Annotated in this window: 16 protein-coding genes; 10 read left to right on the forward strand and 6 right to left on the reverse strand. The window is 67.4% G+C overall.

Going from position 1 to position 17617, the window contains the following annotated elements; translation table 11 throughout:
* Window positions 1-116 precede the first annotated feature (116 nt).
* The 3 genes from P7B02_RS13665 to P7B02_RS13675 form a co-directional block, all read right to left on the reverse strand.
* The gene (locus tag P7B02_RS13665) at window positions 117-1289 is read right to left on the reverse strand and encodes a sialidase family protein (RefSeq protein WP_277786901.1); all 1173 of its coding nucleotides are present in this window, start codon (window positions 1287-1289) and stop codon (window positions 117-119) included.
* A gap of 30 nt (window positions 1290-1319) precedes the next feature.
* Entirely contained in the window at window positions 1320-2660 is a 1341-nt protein-coding gene (locus tag P7B02_RS13670) for an amidohydrolase family protein (RefSeq protein ID WP_277786902.1), read from the reverse strand.
* Window positions 2661-2789: 129 nt separating this feature from the next.
* Entirely contained in the window at window positions 2790-3686 is an 897-nt protein-coding gene (locus P7B02_RS13675; protein ID WP_277786903.1) for a LysR family transcriptional regulator, read from the reverse strand.
* A gap of 117 nt (window positions 3687-3803) precedes the next feature.
* Between P7B02_RS13675 and P7B02_RS13680 the strand changes: the two genes are divergently transcribed.
* The 4 genes from P7B02_RS13680 (at window position 3804) to P7B02_RS13695 (ending at window position 7576) form a co-directional block, all read left to right on the forward strand.
* Entirely contained in the window at window positions 3804-4604 is an 801-nt protein-coding gene (locus P7B02_RS13680) for a type 1 glutamine amidotransferase domain-containing protein (protein WP_277786904.1), read from the forward strand.
* A 59-nt stretch (window positions 4605-4663) separates the two neighbouring features.
* A complete protein-coding gene (locus tag P7B02_RS13685; RefSeq protein WP_277786905.1) occupies window positions 4664-4960 on the forward strand; it encodes a putative quinol monooxygenase in 297 nt (98 codons plus the stop codon).
* 36 nt (window positions 4961-4996) lie between these two features.
* Window positions 4997-6007, forward strand: coding sequence for an aldo/keto reductase (locus tag P7B02_RS13690; RefSeq protein ID WP_277786906.1), 1011 nt, complete (start codon window positions 4997-4999; stop codon window positions 6005-6007).
* 132 nt (window positions 6008-6139) lie between these two features.
* Window positions 6140-7576: a coniferyl aldehyde dehydrogenase gene (locus P7B02_RS13695; protein WP_277786907.1), complete on the forward strand. Its 1437-nt coding sequence runs from the start codon at window positions 6140-6142 to the stop codon at window positions 7574-7576.
* On the opposite strand, the gene P7B02_RS13700 is transcribed toward P7B02_RS13695, so the two are convergent.
* A complete protein-coding gene (locus P7B02_RS13700; RefSeq protein ID WP_277786908.1) occupies window positions 7573-8484 on the reverse strand; it encodes an NAD(P)H-dependent flavin oxidoreductase in 912 nt (303 codons plus the stop codon). The two genes, P7B02_RS13695 and P7B02_RS13700, sit on opposite strands and share 4 nt — an antisense overlap.
* A gap of 95 nt (window positions 8485-8579) precedes the next feature.
* Here P7B02_RS13700 and P7B02_RS13705 point away from each other — a divergent pair, with 95 nt between their 5' ends.
* Window positions 8580-9788 carry an acetyl-CoA C-acyltransferase gene (locus tag P7B02_RS13705; protein WP_277786909.1) on the forward strand — a complete coding sequence of 403 codons (1209 nt, stop codon included), beginning with the start codon at window positions 8580-8582 and terminating at the stop codon, window positions 9786-9788.
* Between the two features lie 12 nt (window positions 9789-9800).
* Here the strand turns inward: P7B02_RS13705 and P7B02_RS13710 are convergent, their stop codons facing one another.
* Window positions 9801-10727, reverse strand: coding sequence for a LysR family transcriptional regulator (locus tag P7B02_RS13710; protein WP_277786910.1), 927 nt, complete (start codon window positions 10725-10727; stop codon window positions 9801-9803).
* A gap of 52 nt (window positions 10728-10779) precedes the next feature.
* On the opposite strand from P7B02_RS13710, the gene P7B02_RS13715 reads away from it, so the two are divergent.
* A complete protein-coding gene (locus P7B02_RS13715; protein WP_277786911.1) occupies window positions 10780-11184 on the forward strand; it encodes a nuclear transport factor 2 family protein in 405 nt (134 codons plus the stop codon).
* Window positions 11181-11969, forward strand: coding sequence for an SDR family oxidoreductase (locus tag P7B02_RS13720; protein ID WP_277786912.1), 789 nt, complete (start codon window positions 11181-11183; stop codon window positions 11967-11969). The genes P7B02_RS13715 and P7B02_RS13720 overlap by 4 nt, the downstream gene beginning before the upstream one ends.
* Window positions 11970-12027: 58 nt before the next feature.
* Here the strand turns inward: P7B02_RS13720 and P7B02_RS13725 are convergent, their stop codons facing one another.
* Entirely contained in the window at window positions 12028-12501 is a 474-nt protein-coding gene (locus P7B02_RS13725) for an SgcJ/EcaC family oxidoreductase (RefSeq protein ID WP_277786913.1), read from the reverse strand.
* 183 nt (window positions 12502-12684) lie between these two features.
* Here P7B02_RS13725 and P7B02_RS13730 point away from each other — a divergent pair, with 183 nt between their 5' ends.
* The 3 genes from P7B02_RS13730 to P7B02_RS13740 all read left to right on the forward strand — a co-directional run bounded on the left by P7B02_RS13730 (window position 12685) and on the right by P7B02_RS13740 (window position 17546).
* Entirely contained in the window at window positions 12685-14895 is a 2211-nt protein-coding gene (locus P7B02_RS13730; RefSeq protein ID WP_277786914.1) for a TonB-dependent receptor, read from the forward strand.
* A 45-nt stretch (window positions 14896-14940) separates the two neighbouring features.
* Window positions 14941-15945 (forward strand): winged helix-turn-helix transcriptional regulator, encoded by a 1005-nt coding sequence (locus tag P7B02_RS13735; protein WP_277786915.1) that lies wholly within the window; start codon window positions 14941-14943, stop codon window positions 15943-15945.
* Between the two features lie 116 nt (window positions 15946-16061).
* Complete coding sequence (locus P7B02_RS13740; protein ID WP_277786916.1) at window positions 16062-17546, forward strand: carotenoid oxygenase family protein; 1485 nt, start codon at window positions 16062-16064, stop codon at window positions 17544-17546.
* Window positions 17547-17617: the final 71 nt, after the last annotated feature.

A 17617-nucleotide genomic window follows, 5' to 3' on the forward strand; every position in this document is an offset into this window, starting at 1 on the left:
GCTGACATCACTTTTTGTGACCGCTAACAAACGCGGGACGCGATTTTTCCAGACGGCGTCAAAATGACACCGGGATCATCACTTTTCGCGTGATCGCCCCCGCCGGGGTCGGATCATCAGGGCTGTCGGGCGATCGAGGCCAGCGGGACGCGCGTCACCTGCACGTCTTCCTTGTTGGCGGCGTAGCCGACATACAAATGGCCGTTCCAGACGACGCTCTTGGGGTAGTGGTAGCCCGGCCGCTTGTACTGGCCGGCATGGCGAAGGAGCTGAAGGTCCCCTCCCCCACGCAGCATCCAGCTTCGGTCAAAGCGGCGGCCGTCGTGGCTGACCGTCACCGCCAGCGGCATGCGCGGCCGGTCGCCGTTGGGCGCATTGACCAGATAGGCCGAGCCATCGGGCAGGTTGCCGGCGCTCTGCTTGGCGCGGGCGTCCGGCATGTTCGTCAGGACCGGCGTCGTCCAGGTGACGCCCCGGTCGCAGCTTTCGGACGCCAGTTGCCGAAAGCTCAGCTCCTCGTCCCGGAACACCATGACCGCGCAGCCGTCGGCGCGGCGATAAAGGCTGGGCTCGATCTCGCGGCTCAGGCGCTTCTCGTGCGCGGCTGCGGCGGCCGAGGCGTCGCGCTGCAGGCTCTCCATCTTGCCTTGCGTCCACCCCGAGACGCCCAGCGGATCGTCGGTGAAGAACGGCTTGGCGATCATGCCGGGGCGCAGGTGGAAGGCGGTCATGACCCGCCCGTCGATCCGATGGGGGTCCTGCTCGATCACGCCCTCAACGGGCCGCCCGTCCGCGCCCATGACCCGCTTCGGCTCGCTCCAGTCGCGGCCGTCGCGGCTGGTGCGGTATTCGGCGTAGCCGCCAGCGCCGGACTGGAAGCCCTCCGGCCAGACATTGGCGTAGGCGATCAGGGTCTCCCCATCCGTCCACCAGCCCCCGCTGGACCGCATCACGCCGTCCCTGCCCGCCGGCGCCAGCTCCATAGGGGCGCTCCAGGTCTCGCCGTCGTCGCTGACACTGTAGGCCACCCAGGTGTCGGCGCTGTCCTCGTCCTTGGCCGAGCTTTGCCACTGGACATAGAGCCTGCCCTTGAAGGGGATCAGCACCACCCCGTTGCTGAACCTGTCCGTCTGCTCTCCGGGGGCGAAGACGGTGAAGGTCCGCGCGCCCGGCGCCGGCTTCAGCCCCAGGTCCGGCTGGCCCGGCTGGAACAATCCCGGCGCCACCTCGTAGGGCGCGCCGGCCAGGGTCAGGCTCGCCGCGGCGAGCATCAGGGACTTGAACACCATCACAACTCAGCGGGCTCCAAGGCCCGCCCCTTACTTCACGCGCTTGCCGTGCTTGACCACCATATCGACCCGCTGCAGCAGGGACATGTGCTTCAGCACATCGCCCTTGACCGCGATGATGTCGGCGTACTTGCCCTCGGCGACGGTGCCGTAGTCCTTGTCGGCCTTCATGGCCACCGCCGGCCAGTAGGTGGCGGCGCGGATGGTCTCGATGGGCGGCACGCCAAAGCCGTTCACCCACAGGTCCATCTCCTGCCAGGTGCTGCCGGAGTGGAACATCATCGGCACGCCGGAGTCGGTGCCGATCAGCAGCACCGCGCCCGAGGCGCGAAGCTGCTCGAACTTGCGCTTCAGGGTCGGCACGCGCTGCGGCACCTGCTGGAAGTAGGCGATGCGCTCGGGATGGGTCAGCGAGCCCTTGATGTCGGCGATGATCTCGGGCGTCAGGCCTTCATGCCAGTCGATGGCGTCGACGAACTCGTGGTCCTTGAGCCATTCGGGATAGTTGTTGAGGATCGACACCGTCGGCGTCCAGTAGAGCAAGCCCGCCTGACCGCTGCGCGCGGTTCGCTCCGACAGCGCCTTGACGATGTCCTCGGGATACTCGGCCGAGGTTCCCAGGCCCGTGTGCTCAAAGACATCGACCCCGTACTTCAGGCCCAGCCGGATTTCGTCGGGGCGGTGGGCATGACCCACCACCGACAGTTTGTGGGCGTGGGCCTCGTCGACCACCGCCCTGATCTCAGCCTCGCTCATCTGGTCGATGTCGATCAGCTTGACCGTGTCGACCCCGGCGTTGGCGATGCGGCGCACCTTGGCGCGTGCGTCCTCCGGCGAGGACACGCCCCAGCGATAGCCCTCGGTCCCCGGATAGGGCTTCTTCTGGATGAAGGGGCCGGAGACGAAGAGCGTCGGACCTGGAATCTTGCCGGCCTTGATGGCGTCGCGGACGGCGATGCTCTCCTCAAGCGGCGCGCCAAGATCGCGCGCGCCCGTGACGCCGGCCATCAGGAGCTGCTTGGCCCCCGCCGGCATGATCACCTCCTGCTGGACCTTTCCCACATAGGTCGAATGCCAGTGGGGATAGTCCGAATGCCCGCTCAGCATCAGGTGGACGTGCATGTCCCAAAGGCCCGGCATCACCGTCATGCCTTCGGTGGAGATGCGCTCGGCGTCGGCCGGGATCGCCAGGGATCCCACCGTGCCGACGGCGACGATCCGCTCGTCCTCGATCAGGATGACACTGTCGCGGATCGGCTCACGCAGGGTGCCGTCGATCAGGGTGCCCCCGACCAGCGCCTTGCGCTCCACCGCCTCGGCGGTCCCCATCAAGCCAAGCGCCGCGATGAACGCCGTCGTCAAAACCCGCATGCAATCCCCCTGAACTGGCCCCCTGAGACCGGAAGGCGAGGCTAGCGTCTGGAGCGGGAGGCGCAATCGACCTGAAGACGTAATCGGCCCCGAGCGACGCGAATGTGCGCACGCACGGCGCCAGGCGGATCAGAGCGCCCTGGCCGCCTCGCTCACCACCGAGCGCAGCCACCTGTGCGCCGGATCATGCCGGTAGCGCACATGCCAGGCCATCTGCACCGGGAAGGTCCCAAGATCCGCCGGCGCCGGCAGGATCTTCAGGCGCGGATCAGCCGCGAGCCGGCGGCAGATGCGGCTGGGCAGGGTCGAGCAATAGTCGGTGACCGCGATCAGTTCCGGCACCGCCAGGAAGTGGGTCACCGACACCGCCACCTCGCGCCGAAGGCCCTGCTGCTCCAGCGCCTGGAAGAGGCCCGCGCGAAGACGGCCGGGCGGCAGCACGTTGACGTGCTTCAGGCGCTCGTACTGTTCACGCGAGAGGCTGTCGCCCACCTCGGGATGATCGGCGCGCACCACGCAGGCCAGGGTCTCGTCCATCAGGTGCTGGACGACCACGTTGTCGGGCGCCTCGACAATGCGGCCCAGCGCCATGGCCGTGTTGCCGGAGACGACCCCGGTCTCGGCCAGGTCGCTGCCGTAGGGAATGAGCCGAAGCTTGATGCCCGGCGCGCTGCGGCCCAGCCGCGTGACGATCGCCGCGCCCATGACGAACTCCACATAGCTGTTGGAGGCGATGGCCATCAGGCGCTCGGCCCTGGCCGGATCGAACTCCTGCTGACCAAGGACGACATCGTCGATCTTCGCCAGGGCCGCGGCGATCACCGGGGCCAGCTCGAGCGCCATGGGCGTCGGTTGCATGCCGTAACGCTCGCGGATGAACAGCGGGTCGCGCATCACCAGCCGCAACCGCCCAAGGGCGTTGGACAGCGCCGGCTGGGTGATGCCCAGCCGCTCGGCGGCGCGCGTGACGTTGCGCTCCTCCATCAGGGTGACGAACACCGGCAGCAGGTTCAGGTCATAGCGCATGAGTTATATCGTCAGGTGAATATCTAAGATCATATCAATAAACTTCTGGAATATCACCCATCGGCGCACCTTCAGACCGTCCAAGACGGACATGACCCTGGATCAACGGAGGATGTGATGACCAAGGGAAAGGTGCTCGTGATCGGCTCCAACGCCACCCGCATCGAGGTGCAGGGCGGCGCTACGGCGGCCACCGGTCAATATCTGAACGAAACCGTCGTGCCGGCCATGGCGCTGGTCGAGGCCGGTTATGAAGTGGTGCTGGCCACGCCAAACGGCGCCAAGCCGCACATCGACGAGGCCTCCGACAGCGCCGACCACTTCGGCGGCGACGAAGCGGCCTATGCCCGGGCCAAGACGTTCTTCGCCAAGGATGCGTCCATGAACACCGGCCGCACCTTGCGCTCGGTGATCGCCGAAGGCCTGGACAACTACGTCGGCGTCTTTGTCCCCGGCGGCCAGGCGCCCGTGGTCGACCTGATGCAGGACGCCGAGACGGGTGAGATCCTGCGCCACTTCCATGAGCGCGGCAAACCCACCGCCCTGCTGTGCCACGGCCCCGTCGCGGTCGCCTCGGCCATGCCGCAGGCCAGTGAGTTCCGCGCCGCCCTGATCGACGGCGACGTCGCCAGGGCCGCCGATCTGGCCAAGGGCTGGCAGTATGCGGGTTACCGCATGACCGTCTTCTCCAACTCGGAGGAGAAGGTGGTTGAGGACCACATCCTGCACGCCAGGCTCTACTTCAACATGGTCGACGCCCTGCGGACCGCCGGCGGCGAAGTCCTCGTCAACGACGTCGATTTCGAGCCCAATGTGGTCGAGGATCGCGAACTGATCACAGGTCAGAACCCCCGGTCAGACCATCCGCTGGCCGCCAGGTTCGTGGCCGCTCTGGACCGCTCGCTCACCCGGGCCTGAAACTATCGGCTTGGGCGGAACGCCCCCCGTTCCGCCCAAGCAGCATCCAGGAACAAGACATGTCCGCACCCGTGAAGATCGTGGCCCTCCTTACCGCCCGCCCCGGCAAGACCGAGGAGCTGCAGTCCCTGCTGTTCGGCATGGCGCCCGCCTGCCGGGCCGAACCGGGCAACCTGCGCTGGGACGTCTGGCGCGACCAGGCCAAGCCCGACCGCTTCGTGCTCGACGAGCTCTATGTGGACAACGCCGCCGTGGCCGCCCACCGCGAGACCGCGCACTTCAAGACCTACCTGTCGAAGATCAACGACCTGGCCGAACGCACCGCCCTGGTGCTCGATCCGGCGCAGGTCGCCTGAACCCATTCCATCCTGCCCCCGCAGAGGACCAGAACCATGAGTCTCAAGACCCTTCTTCCCGGCAAGCTCGGCTTCGGCGCCGCACCGCTTGGCAACATGTTCCGCGACATCCCCGAAGCCGAGGCCCGCGCCACGGTGGAGGCGGCCTGGAGCGACGGCATCCGCTATTACGACAACGCCCCCTTCTATGGGGCGGGCCTGGCGGAGATCCGCATGGGCGAGGCCCTCGCCGACAAGCCGCGCGACCAGTACGTGATCAGCACCAAGGTCGGCCGGGTGATCCTGGACGAGATCGAGGATGTGAGCGCCCGTGACCTTGGCGAGAAGGGCGACGTCTTCAAGCACGGCCGCCCCAACAAGATCGTCAACGACTACTCCGAGGACGCGACCCTGCGCTCCATCGAGGACAGCCTCAAACGCCTGAAGACCGACCACATCGAGATCGCCTGGGTGCATGACGTGGCCCAGGACTTTTATGGCGACGAATGGCTTGGCGTCTTCGAGAGCGCCCGCAAGGGAGCCTTCAAGGCCCTGGACCGCCTGCGCGACGAAGGCGTCATCAAGGCCTGGGGCCTGGGCGTGAACCGGGTGGAGCCGATCGAGCTTCTGCTGGCGCTCGACGGCCCCCGCCCCGACGGCTTCCTGCTGGCCGGCCGCTACACCCTGCTTGATCACGACCGCGCCCTGCAGCGCGTGATGCCGACGGTAGCTGAACGCGGCCTCGGGATCGTGGTCGGCGGCCCCTACAGCTCCGGCGCCCTGGTCGGCGGGCCGAACTTCGAATACGCGCCGGCCACGCCGCAGATCCTGGCCAAGGTCGCCAAGATCAAGGCCATCGCCGACCGCCACGGGATCAGCATGAAGGCCGCAGGCCTGCAGTTCTCCCTGGCCAATCCGGCGGTCGCCGCGGTTATCCCCGGGGCCAGCCGCCCCGGCCGCATCGCCGAGGACCGCGCGGCCCTCGACGAGGTCGTTCCCGCCGCCTTCTGGCTCGAACTGCGCGAAGCCGGCCTCGTCCATCCGGACGCGCCGCTTCCGACCGCCTGATCCCGGCGCTCACGCCCGCCGCACGACGCGGCGGGCGATTGACTGACCTTGCGGCGCCCAACCTTCAGTGGTGGGATAAATCGCGCCCGCGTCTTCAGAACACTCAAATCAGGGGCGCTCGGGAGAAGACCCATGGACGCCAGCCTCGCCGGACCGATGAAGACCCTCCTCGCCCGCCAGAAGGCGGCGCACCTGAGGGATGGCGCGCCCAGCGCCCAGGTCCGCATCGAGCGGATCGAGCGCTGCATCGCCCTGCTGGTCGACCACCGGCGGGAAATCGAGGATGCGGCCAACGAGGACTTCGGCGCCCGCTCGCCGGACGTGACCGCCTTCACTGATGTCGCCGCCTCCATCGGGGCGCTCAAACATGCCAAGGCGAACCTGGCCAAATGGATGCGCCCCCAGAAGCGCAAGACCACGCCGGCGATCCTCGGCCTCTTCGGCGCCAAGGCCGAAGTTCAGTTCCAGCCCAAGGGGGTGGTGGGCATCATCAGCCCCTGGAACTTCCCGGTGAACCTGACCTTCGCCCCCCTGGCCGGGGTGCTGGCCGCCGGCAACCGCGCCCTGATCAAGCCGTCGGAGCATACCCCCGCAACCTCGGCCCTCATGGCCCGCATGTTCGGCTCGGCCTTCTCCGAAGAGGAGATCGCCGTGGTGGTGGGCGGTCCCGAGATCGGCGAGGCCTTCACCCGCCTGGCCTTCGACCACCTGCTGTTCACCGGCGCCACCAGCATCGGCCGCCATGTGATGCGGGCGGCGGCCGAGAACCTGGTCCCCGTCACCCTGGAGCTGGGCGGCAAGAGCCCGGTGATCCTCAGCCGCTCGGCCGACATGGCCACGGCGGCGGCCCGGGTGATGAACGGCAAGACCCTCAACGCCGGCCAGATCTGCCTGGCCCCGGACTATGTGCTGGCTCCCCGGGACAAGCTGGACAGCTTCGTGGACGAGGCGACCAAATCCGTGGAGCGGATGTTTCCCACCATCCGCGACAATCCCGACTACACCGCCGTGGTCTCCCAGCGGCACCATGACCGCCTCCAGGGCTATCTGGACGAGGCCCGGGCCAGCGGCGCCCGCGTCATCGAGATCAACCCCGCCGGCGAGACCCTCGCCCAGCAGGAGCACCGCAAGATCGCCCCCACCCTGGTCATCGACCCCAGCGACGACCTGAAGATCATGCGCGAGGAGATCTTCGGCCCGATCCTGCCCATCAAGACCTATGAGCGGATCGACGAGGCGGTGGACTACATCAACGCCCACGACCGGCCCCTGGGGCTCTACTGGTTCGGGACCGACGCCGCCGAGCGGGACAACGTCTTGTCGCGCACCACCTCGGGCGGGGTGACGGTCAATGACGTGATCATGCACGTGGCCCAGGAGGAGCTGCCGTTCGGCGGGGTCGGCCCCGCCGGCATGGGCAGCTATCACGGCGAGGACGGCTTTCGCGAGTTCAGCCACAGGAAGGCGGTGTTCACCCAGATCACCAGGGACATCGGCCCCCTGAAGATGCTGCGCCCGCCCTATGGCAAGGGCATGCGCAGCTATGTCGACGGGCAGATCAGGCGCTAGGCGGCGTACTGGGCGGCCAGGCCGTCGACGATGGCGGCCATGGGCTCCACCGCCTTGACCCCGCCGACGCCATGGCCGGCGGACCACACGTCGCGCCAGCGCTTGGCGGCGGTGTCCTCCGGCGCGCCCAGGTTCATCCTGGCCTTGTCGCCCATGTTGTCGGGATCATAGCCGGCGGCGATGAGGCTCGGCCGCAGCCAGTTGGCGCAGGCGCCGGTAAGCGCGGCGGAACAGACGATGTCCTCGGCCGTCGCCTCGATCAGCATCTGCTTGTAGGCGGGGTCCGCCAGGCTTTCCTCGCAGGCGATCAGGCGGGTGCCCAGATAGGCGAAGTCGGCGCCAAGCGTGGTCGCCGCCCGGATCGCCTGCCCCGTGCCGACGCCGCCGCCCAGCACGATGATCCCGTCAAAGAATTCCCGCACCGCGGGGGCGAAGGCGAAGCCCGCGATCTGGCCCGTGTGTCCGCCGGCGCCCGCGGCCACCAGAACCAGGCCGTCCACCCCGATCGAGGCCGCCTTCCTGGCGTGCTTGAGCGAGTTGACGTCGGCCAGGACGATCCCGCCATAGGACTGCACCGCCTGGACGATAGGCGCGGGACTGCCCAGCGCGGTGATCACAACCGGCGGCTTATGCTTCATCACCAGGGCCATCTCGTCGGCCAGACGGGCATAGGTCGGATGAACCATGATGTTCACCGCCCAGGCCGGGCCGTCCGCCGGGATCTCCGCCTTGATGCGGCTCATCCATTCGTCGAGCACGTCGAGGGTGCGGGCGTTGTTGGCCGGGAAGGACCCGATGATGCCGGCGCGGCAGGCGGCGATGGCCATATCGGGACCGGAGACCAGAAACATGGGCGCGGCGATGGCCGGCAGACGCAGCCCGGACTTCAGTTTCTCGCGTGGCGTCAAAGGCCCCTCCCCTTGTCAGGCGGTTCGCCCGCCCTGTAACTTGCTCTACGAGACTTACAAAGCGGCGGGCACGGCCGCAAGCGGGGAGACGAGGAATGGTCGAGGTCTATGTCTACGACGCGGTGCGCAGCCCGCGCGGCAAGGGCCGGCCCGGCGGCTCGCTCTCGACCATCGCGCCGGTGGAGCTGGTCGCCCAGCTGGTCCGGGCCCTGGAGACCCGCAACGGGCGCGAGGCGGTGCATGCCGCCGGCGCCTTCACCCTGGGCTGCGTGACCCAGGTGGGCGCCCAGGGCGGACACATCGCCCTGGGCTCGCGCATCCGCGCCGGCCTGCCCGACGACCTGCCGGTGCTGACGATCAACAACTTCTGCGTCTCGGGACTATCCGCCGTGGCCGACGCGGCGCGGCGGGTGGCGTCGGGCGAGGCCGAGCTGGCCATCGCCGGCGGGGTGGAGAGCATGTCCCAGGTCGAGTTCATGACCGACAAGGCCACCTACTACGCCGACATGGGCATGGCCTCGGCCATGGGCTGGGCCCCCGTGGGCGTCGCCGCCGACCTTCTCGCCACCGCCGAGGGCATCGACCGCGCGGCCATGGACGCCGCCGTGCTGCGCTCCCATCAACGGGCGGCGGCGGCCTGGGCGCAGGGGCGCTACGCCGACCGCGTGGTGGCGGTCACCCACCCTGACGGCTCGGTCGCCCTGGATCACGACGAGAACATTCGCGACTTCGGCGACGGCGCGTCCCTGACTAAGCTCGCGCCCGTCTTCGCCCCGTTCGGCGCGGCCGGGTTCGACGACATCCTGACCGCTCACCGCCCCGATATCGGCGCCGTGGACCACCGTCATACCGTCGCCCACTGCCCGCCGATCTCGGACGGCGCGGCGCTGGTCCTGGTGGGCACGAAGGCGGCGGGCGACAAATGGGGCCTGAACCCCCTGGTCCGCATCCGCGCCCAGGCCGAGGCGGCCGGCGACCGGGTGATGCAGCTGACCGCCGGCTTCACCGCCATGGACAAGGCCCTGGAGCGCGCCGGCCTTAGCCTGCGCGACGTCGGCGCCGTGGAGTTCATGGAGGCCTTCGCCGCCGTGCCGGTGAAGTTCGAGCGCGACCGGGCGCCCGACATGGATAGAGTCAACGTCAATGGCGGGCATCTGGCCATGGGTCATCCCATGGGCGCCACCGGCGCGATCCTGCTTGGGACCCTGATCGACGTGATGCGTCAGACGGATGTGGAGACCGGCCTTGTCGCCGCCACCGGCGGCGTCGGCGTCGGGTCGGCCATGGTGCTGGAGCGGGCGTAGAGCGGGTAAGCGTCAGGGCGCAGGAAGGGCTTGATCTGAGGTTGTCGCGTGACTTCGCCGACGGGCAAAGTCCACAAACGCCTTGAATGCGGCGGTCGGGTTCCGCTTGCTCGGATAGTACAGGCTCAAGGGTGACAGAGCCGGCGTCCAGTCTTCAAGAACCCGCACAAGACGGCCTGCCTCGATGTCGTCTCGAACGTCGGACTCCATCGCCAGGGTCAGACCGACCGAAGCGAGGACGGCTGTACGGGCGAGACTCGCTTCATCGAGGGTGAAGGCGCCTTCGACGTCGACATGGACTGACTGTCCGTCCTTCTCGAATGGCCAGCGGTAGATCGCGCCATTCGGCAATCGGACACGCAGACAGGAATGTCCGAGGAGGTCCTGAGGAACGATGGGCGTTCCCCGCGCTTGCAGATAGCTCGGCGAGCCGACAACGACGTTGCGCCGGGCGCCCCCCAGCGGAACAGCGATCATGTCGACCGGAACCAGGTCGGCGCTCCGGACGCCGAAGTCGAAACCACCCGCGACCACGTCCACCAGGCGGCCCTCCGTGACAATGTCGATGTGGACCTGAGGGTGCTCCCGCTGAAACGGCAGGACGAGCGACGAGAAAATCTCTCGTGCGGCTGTGGGAAAGGCGTTGATGCGCAGCGTACCGGAGGGTGTCACTTGTCGGGAACGCGCGATGTTCATCGCCTCATGGATGTCCCTTACAGCCGGCGCGACCTGCGCGACGAACTGTTCGCCGGCTTCCGTAAGGGAGACGCTCCTTGTCGTCCGGTTGAAGAGCCGTACCCCAAGGGTGCGCTCCAGCTTGCCTACCGCGTTGCTGAGCGCGGTCGTCGACACGCCAAGCTCAAGCGCCGCCGTCCGAAACTTCCCGCAGCGCGCGACCGTCAGGACGGCATCCAGTTCCGTCAGACCGCCCTGCCCCATTGTCCTGATTTCCGTGACGACACATCGCGATTTGTCCCGATTATCGGGTCACATGTCCATCGCTAACTTGGCTTCATCAGGGTGGCAGCCAGCCATGGCCGCGACCGCAGCCAACAGGACAAGGACAATGTCGCTCGAAATTCCCCTTCCCATCGCAGACTATGTCGCGGCCAACGCGCGGCTCGATATCGACGGCATGATGAAGCCCTTCGCCGCCGATGCGGTCCTGCTGGACAACGGCGAACGCTTTGCGGGCCAGGCCGAGATACGCACCCTGCTTACAAAGATGGGGACCGGCCTCAAGGCGATCTTCACCCCAGACACGATCCGACACGACCATGGTCAGGTCGTCGTCGAAGGTCAGACGCATGGCGATTTCAAGGGGAGCCCGATCCGCTTCACCTACCGCTTCGACCTCGATGGCGACGTCATCAAGGCCCTGGAGATCACGGCATGAGCGTCTCGGCGGATCCGAAGGAGTTCGTTGGCAAGCGTGTGCTCGTCAGCGGCGGGACCAAGGGTTTGGGCCGCGCCACCGTCGACCGCTTCCTGGCCGGTGGCGCACGGGTCATTACCTCCGCCCGTGGAGTTCTTGATCCCATCGACGGCGTCGAGTTCGTCCAGGCGGACCTGACGACGGTCGAGGGTGGTGAAGCCTTAGCCCAGGCGGCGCTCGATCGCCTGGGCGGCATCGATATCCTGGCCCACGTGCTCGGCGGTTCGTCGGCGCCGGGCGGCGGCTTCACCGCCCTGACGGACGAACACTGGCTCGGCGAACTGAACCTGAACCTTCTCGCGACGGTTCGTCTGGACCGCCTTCTCATCCCGCAGATGATCGAACGGGGCGCCGGGGCGGTAGTCCACGTCACCTCCATCCAGTCGGTCCTGCCTCTCCCGGACGCGACCACTGCCTATGCTTCGGCCAAGGCGGCGCTGCGGACCTACAGCAAGTCCATCTCCAAGGAACTTGGCCCCAAGGGCGTGCGGGTCAACACCCTGTCGCCTGGGTGGATCATGACCGAGGGGACCGGCGCGTTCCTCAAGCGCATCCAGGATGCCAGCGGCGGCACGATAGAGGACGCCCGCCATTTGGTCCTGAACGGCCTCGGCGGCATCTCCATAGGCCGCGGGGCCGAACCCTTCGAGGTCGCCGAAGCCATCGCCTTCCTGGCCTCGGACCGCGCCTCTTCGATCCATGGATCGGAGCTCACCGTCGATGGCGGAACGGTTCCGACCGTCTGAAACAAACACCCTCGACGTTCGCGCCAAAGAAGCGGGCGTCGAGACCGGCCGATCTCCCCTAGTGCGTAAAGTCGGCCTTCACGCCCATTTCCGAAAGCAGTTGGGCGCGGTCGTAGTACTCGCGCCATTCCTTGATCAGGCCGCCTTCGAACTCCATCACGCCCACCACCGGCACGGCGCCCTTGTGGCCCTTGTAGGAGAAGCGGTCGACGCGTTCGAGGAAGACGGTCCCGTTGATGACGCCCAGGTTGCGGGGGTCCAGCACGACGCCGCCGGCGTCCACGCCTTCGCCCAGGCCGGCGATGCGCTTGTAGATCGCCTCGCGCCCCTTCACCGGCTCGACCATCATCGAGTGCAGAACGCCGTCCTGGGTGAACAGGTCGGCGACCTTGCGCCAGTTCTGGTCCTTCCAGGCGGTGATCATCTCCTGGACCACCGCCAGCTTGGCGGCGTCATCGGCCGGAGCCGCGCTCGCCGGGGCCGCCATCACCATCGCCAGAACCGCCGCGCCCATGGCCAGCATCGCCTTCATGATCATCTCCCTAAGTCACATTTAGTCTTGTTATGAAAGTTATGAGCGAGCCGGCGGCGGTCTGTCAAACCTTCCCGGCTGGCGGGCGCTTCCAGTCACTATCTTGACAAGACCCACAAGGCGGCGGAAGACTTTCTTAAAGCGACCCACCAAGGTGTCGCATAGAACATTAGGGGGTTATCGATGACGCGTAGGATCACGGGCAGACTGTCTCTTTGCGCGGCCTCGGCCGTGGCCGCCCTCACCGCGGGCGGCGCCTGGGCCCAATCGGGGCCCCAGATCGAGGAGGTGATCGTCACCGCCCGCAAGCGCGAGGAAAACGTCCAGTCCATTCCCGTGGCGGTGACCGCCATCGGCGGCGAGGCCCTGAAGGCGGCGGCCATCACCGATCTGTCCCAGATCGCCGCCCACATCCCGAGCTTCACCTACCAGCAGCAGAACTCGATGGAATCGGAGATGTTCATCCGCGGGGTGGGCTCGGTGCGCCTGAACGGCGCCACCGCCGACCCCTCGATCGGCACCTTCCTCGATGAAGTCTATATCGGCCGCCGCGGATCGGCGACGCCGCCGATCTTCGACCTGGCCCGCGTGGAGGTGCTGCGCGGCCCGCAAGGCACGCTGTTCGGCAAGAACATCGTCGGCGGCGCCATCAGCCTGATCACCGCCAAGCCGGAACCCGTCGTCGGCGGCAGCGGCTCCATCTCGTACGGCAACTACAACGCCATCACGACCCAGGCCCACATCACCGGCCCCCTGACCGACAACGCCGCGATCCGCATAGCGCTCTACCAGAACAGCCATGACGGCTACGCCAAGAACATCGTCATCGGCCAGGAGCTTGAGGATCTGGAATCCTACGCCGGCCGCATCTCGGTCAGCTGGGATCCCACCGACACCTTCAAGGTCCTGGTCACCGCCGACATCAGCAGCGACGAAGGCGGCGGCCCGTCGCGTCACGCGGTGGACGATCCGACCAAGCCGGGTTTCGGCTTCATCACGCCCAACCTGCGCTCGCAGGACCCGCGCACCAACGAGTCCCCCTATCCGCAGTACGCCCGCCGCAACACGCGCGGCCTGACCGGCCGCGCGGACTGGGATATCGGCGACTACACCGTCACCTATGTCTCGGCGATCCGCGAGGGCGAGGGCCGCAACCGCTGGACCCAGGCCGGCGCCGGCTCGCCGCCGTCGATCACCGACTCCACCCTGACCCAGGCCGAGGACTATCGCGGCATCACCCAGGAGCTGCGCCTGGCCTCGCCGCGCGGCGACCGCCTGCGCTGGCTCGCCGGTCTCTACTATCTGAATGAGCAGACCGACCGCTCGTCGCGCAACACCGCCAAGTCGTATCTGCCCGGCGGCGCCGGCAGCACCCGCGACAGCCTGGACGGCGACAACATCTTCATCGGCTTTGGCGAGTCCAAGAACTACGCCGTCTTCGGCGAAGCCAACTTCGACGTCACCCCCGACCTGACCCTCACCGTGGGCGGCCGCTACACCTGGGACAAGAAGTCGTTCCAGTCGCGCGGCGAGGTCCTGAGCCTGGGTCCGACGGGCCTGCCCAACACCTTGTCGCCCTCGCCGCTGCTGTCGCCGTACAACATCAGCGTCGCCAAGGACTGGGCCGAGTTCACGCCCAAGGTCTCGCTCGACTGGAAGATGGCGCCGGGCAAGATGCTCTACGCCTCGGCCTCCAAGGGCTTCAAGGGCGGCGGCTGGCAGGGCGCGGCGGCCAATGCGGCCGGCGCCTCCAAGGCCTATGAGCCCGAGACCGCCTGGAACTACGAGGCTGGCCTGAAGACCGACTGGTTCGACCGTCGCCTACGGGTCAACATCGCGGCCTTCTACACCAGCTTCAAGGACCTGCAGGTCGAGCTGCTGGACGACGTGAACCTGACCCTGGTCATCGCCAACGCCGCCAACGCCAAGATCAAGGGCGTCGAGCTCGAGACCCAGGCCCAGCTGACCCGCGAGTTCAGCATCTTCGCCTCCGGCTCGGTGCTGGACGCCAAGTACGACGACTACATCGACCCGCTGCGCGGCATCAATTACGGCGGCAACAAGATCCAGCGCACGCCGGACTACCAGTTCAACGTCGGGGCCGACTGGCGCCGCGAGGTGGCCGGCGAGTACGAACTGGCCGCCCACGTGGAGTACAGCTACCAGGACGACATCTTCTGGGGTCCCGAAGAGACCAACATGGAAGACGGTTACGGCCAGCTGGACGCCCGCATCAGCTTCGGCCGCCAGGACCGCGGCTGGAACGTCGCGGTGTTCGGCAAGAACCTGACCGACAAACTCTACCGCGCCAGCATCATCCCCTTCGTCGGGGATGAGGTCTCCCTGTTCGGCCCGCCGCGCACCTACGGCGTGCGCCTCTCCGGCCGGTTCTAGGCAAGCCATGGGGCGGTCGGCGACGGCCGCCCCAAAGCGCTTGACTTGAGCCTGCGTCGCCACGACGGTCGCGCCGATATGGCCGCCCCTCCCCGCAAGCCCAGGACCACCACCGCGTCGAGGACGGCGGCCCGGGCCCTTCAGCTCGTCCAAGCCAATTCCGCCACCCGGGCCCTGAACATCCTGGGTGACCGCTGGACGCTGATGATCCTGCATCAGGCGTTCTTCCGGGTGCGTCGTTTCGAGGATTTCCAGGCCAGGATCGGGCTTGCCCGCAGCCTGCTGACCGACCGCCTGCGCCGCCTCGAAGCCGCGGGCGTCATGCGCCGGGACCGTTATCAGGAGCGTCCGCCGCGCGACGAGTACCGCCTCACCGACATGGGCCTCGACCTCTACGGCGCGGCCCTGATGATCATCCGCTGGGAGAAGCGCTGGTTCTACGACCCCGTCAGCCCCGCCCATCGCCTCGTCCACAATGGCCATGAATTCACGCCGCAGCTGCGCTGCGCCCACTGCGACAAGGAAGTGGTGGCCCGCGAGACCTTCGCCGTGGACGGCCCTGGCGTCGGCGAGGACCCGCCGCAAAAGCCCCGCGCCCAGCGGCGCTCCATCGTGCCGGCGGAGAACCTGACGCCGGGTGATCCCATGCTGGAGCGGGCGCTGGAGGTGATCGGCGACCGCTGGATCGCCCACGTGATCGCCTCGGCCTTCATGGGCCGCCGCCGCTTCACCGAACTGCAGAGCGCCCTTGGCGTCGCCCCCAACATCCTGGCCGACCGCCTGGCGCGGCTGGTGGAGCTCGGCGTGCTTCGCAAGGCGCTCTATCAGGAGCGTCCGGAACGGTGGGAATACCGCCTCACCGACGAGGGCCTGGACCTCTTCCCGCTCATCGCCGAACTGATCCGCTGGGGCGATCGCTGGCTTTCGGGACCCAACGGGCCGCCCGCCATCCTGCACCACCGCCCCTGCGGACAGCCGCTCGTCACGCGGATCACCTGCGACCATGGCGACGGCGAGGTGAACATTCTCAACTCGGGTCCCGCTAGGTAAACCTCAAAACCGTGCGTTTTCAGCGCCTTCCAGTGCAATCAAGTTACTTGCACAACGAGACGCTCATGCATTAGTGTCAGTACAAGTGGGACGCGACCGTCCCTTTGGAGACACCTATGAAGGTCGAACGCCAGCCGCCCGTCGTCACCTCGCTGCTGCCGAGCAACCACCCCTATCTCACCGGGCCCTGGACGCCGCTGCACGAGGAGGTGGACGCCTACGACCTGGAAGTGATCGAGGGCGCGATCCCGCACGACATCGACGGGGTCTACATCCGCAACACCGAAAACCAGGTCCACCAGCCGCTCGGCCGCCATCACCCCTTCGACGGCGACGGCATGCTGCACCAGATCAGCTTCGCCAATGGCAAGGCCGACTACCGCAACCGCTGGGTCCGCACCCGCGGGTTCGAGGCCGAGCAGGAAGCCGGACGTTCGCTATGGGGCGGCCTGATGGATGGTCCCGGGGTCTCCACCCGTCCCGGCTTTGGCGCCCATGGCGGCCTCAAGGACACGGCCAGCACCGATGTGGTGGTCCATGGCGGTCGCGCGATCTCGACCTTCTACCAGTGCGGCGAGGCCTACAGCCTGGATCCGGAGACGCTGGAGCAGTTGGGCGTGGCCCCCTGGGCGCCGCTGGACGGCGTCTCGGCCCACACCAAGATCGACGAGGCGACCGGCGAGCTTCTGTTCTTCAACTACTCCAAGCACGCGCCCTACATGCACTACGGCGTGGTCGACCGGCACGGCAAGGTGACTAACTACACCGCCGTCCCGACGCCAGGTCCGCGCCTGCCGCACGACATGGCGTTCAGCGAGAAGTACTCGATCCTCAACGACTTCCCGGTTTTCTGGGACCAGCGCCTGCTGGAGCGCGGCGTCCACGCCGTGCGCCTGCATGAAGGCCTGAAGTCGCGTTTCGCGGTCCTGCCGCGCCACGGCAAGACCGAGGACATCCGCTGGTTCGACGCTGATCCTTGCTACGTCCTGCACTTCCTCAACGCCTATGAGGACGGCGACGAGCTGATCATGGACGGCTACTTTCAGGAGAACCCGACGCCGGAGCCCCTGGCCGACGCGCCGGACGGTCACGGCCACCTGATGTCCTATCTGGACGAGCACAGCTTCCGCTCGAAGCTGCATCGCTGGCGCTTCAACCTGAAGACCGGCGAGACCACCGAGAAGCATCTGGACGACCGCATCCTGGAGTTCGGGATGTTCAACCAGCGCTACGCCGGCCGCCCCTATCGCTACGCCTATTCCACCACCACCCGCCCCGGCTGGTTCCTGTTCAACGGCTACGTGAAGCATGATCTGGAGACGGGCGAGAGCTGGGAGCTCAAGCTGCCGGAAGGCCGCTACGCCAGCGAGTCGCCCTTCGCGCCGCGCATCAACGCCACGTCCGAGGACGACGGCTATCTCGTCAGCTTCATCATGGACGAGAACACCGGCCGGGCCGAATGCATCCTGGTGGACTGCAAGAAGTTCGAGGAAGGCCCGGTCGTGCGCATCGCCCTGCCGCACAAGATGTGCAGCGGCACGCACTCGGTCTGGGCCGACCGCCGCTTCATCCGCGACGGCGTAGTCCCGCCCATGGGCTGAAAACGGGCGGCGCGGGCTCTGAATGAACCTGCCCCGCCCCTCCGCGTTCCTCAAGCTGCGCCATGAGGGGG

Source organism: Caulobacter segnis (genome assembly GCF_029543125.1).
GTDB classification, from domain to species: Bacteria; Pseudomonadota; Alphaproteobacteria; order Caulobacterales; family Caulobacteraceae; genus Caulobacter; species Caulobacter segnis_D.

Coding starts and splice junctions, on each gene's coding strand:
- P7B02_RS13705 (WP_277786909.1), top strand. CDS start 8,580: ATGGTCGAGGTCTATGTCTACGACGCGGTGCGCAGCCCGCGCGGCAAG.
- P7B02_RS13675 (WP_277786903.1), bottom strand. CDS start 3,686: ATGCGCTATGACCTGAACCTGCTGCCGGTGTTCGTCACCCTGATGGAG.
- P7B02_RS13670 (WP_277786902.1), bottom strand. CDS start 2,660: ATGCGGGTTTTGACGACGGCGTTCATCGCGGCGCTTGGCTTGATGGGG.
- P7B02_RS13685 (WP_277786905.1), top strand. CDS start 4,664: ATGTCCGCACCCGTGAAGATCGTGGCCCTCCTTACCGCCCGCCCCGGC.
- P7B02_RS13730 (WP_277786914.1), top strand. CDS start 12,685: ATGACGCGTAGGATCACGGGCAGACTGTCTCTTTGCGCGGCCTCGGCC.
- P7B02_RS13680 (WP_277786904.1), top strand. CDS start 3,804: ATGACCAAGGGAAAGGTGCTCGTGATCGGCTCCAACGCCACCCGCATC.
- P7B02_RS13710 (WP_277786910.1), bottom strand. CDS start 10,727: ATGGGGCAGGGCGGTCTGACGGAACTGGATGCCGTCCTGACGGTCGCG.
- P7B02_RS13720 (WP_277786912.1), top strand. CDS start 11,181: ATGAGCGTCTCGGCGGATCCGAAGGAGTTCGTTGGCAAGCGTGTGCTC.
- P7B02_RS13715 (WP_277786911.1), top strand. CDS start 10,780: ATGTCCATCGCTAACTTGGCTTCATCAGGGTGGCAGCCAGCCATGGCC.
- P7B02_RS13725 (WP_277786913.1), bottom strand. CDS start 12,501: ATGAAGGCGATGCTGGCCATGGGCGCGGCGGTTCTGGCGATGGTGATG.
- P7B02_RS13740 (WP_277786916.1), top strand. CDS start 16,062: ATGAAGGTCGAACGCCAGCCGCCCGTCGTCACCTCGCTGCTGCCGAGC.
- P7B02_RS13690 (WP_277786906.1), top strand. CDS start 4,997: ATGAGTCTCAAGACCCTTCTTCCCGGCAAGCTCGGCTTCGGCGCCGCA.
- P7B02_RS13695 (WP_277786907.1), top strand. CDS start 6,140: ATGGACGCCAGCCTCGCCGGACCGATGAAGACCCTCCTCGCCCGCCAG.
- P7B02_RS13665 (WP_277786901.1), bottom strand. CDS start 1,289: ATGGTGTTCAAGTCCCTGATGCTCGCCGCGGCGAGCCTGACCCTGGCC.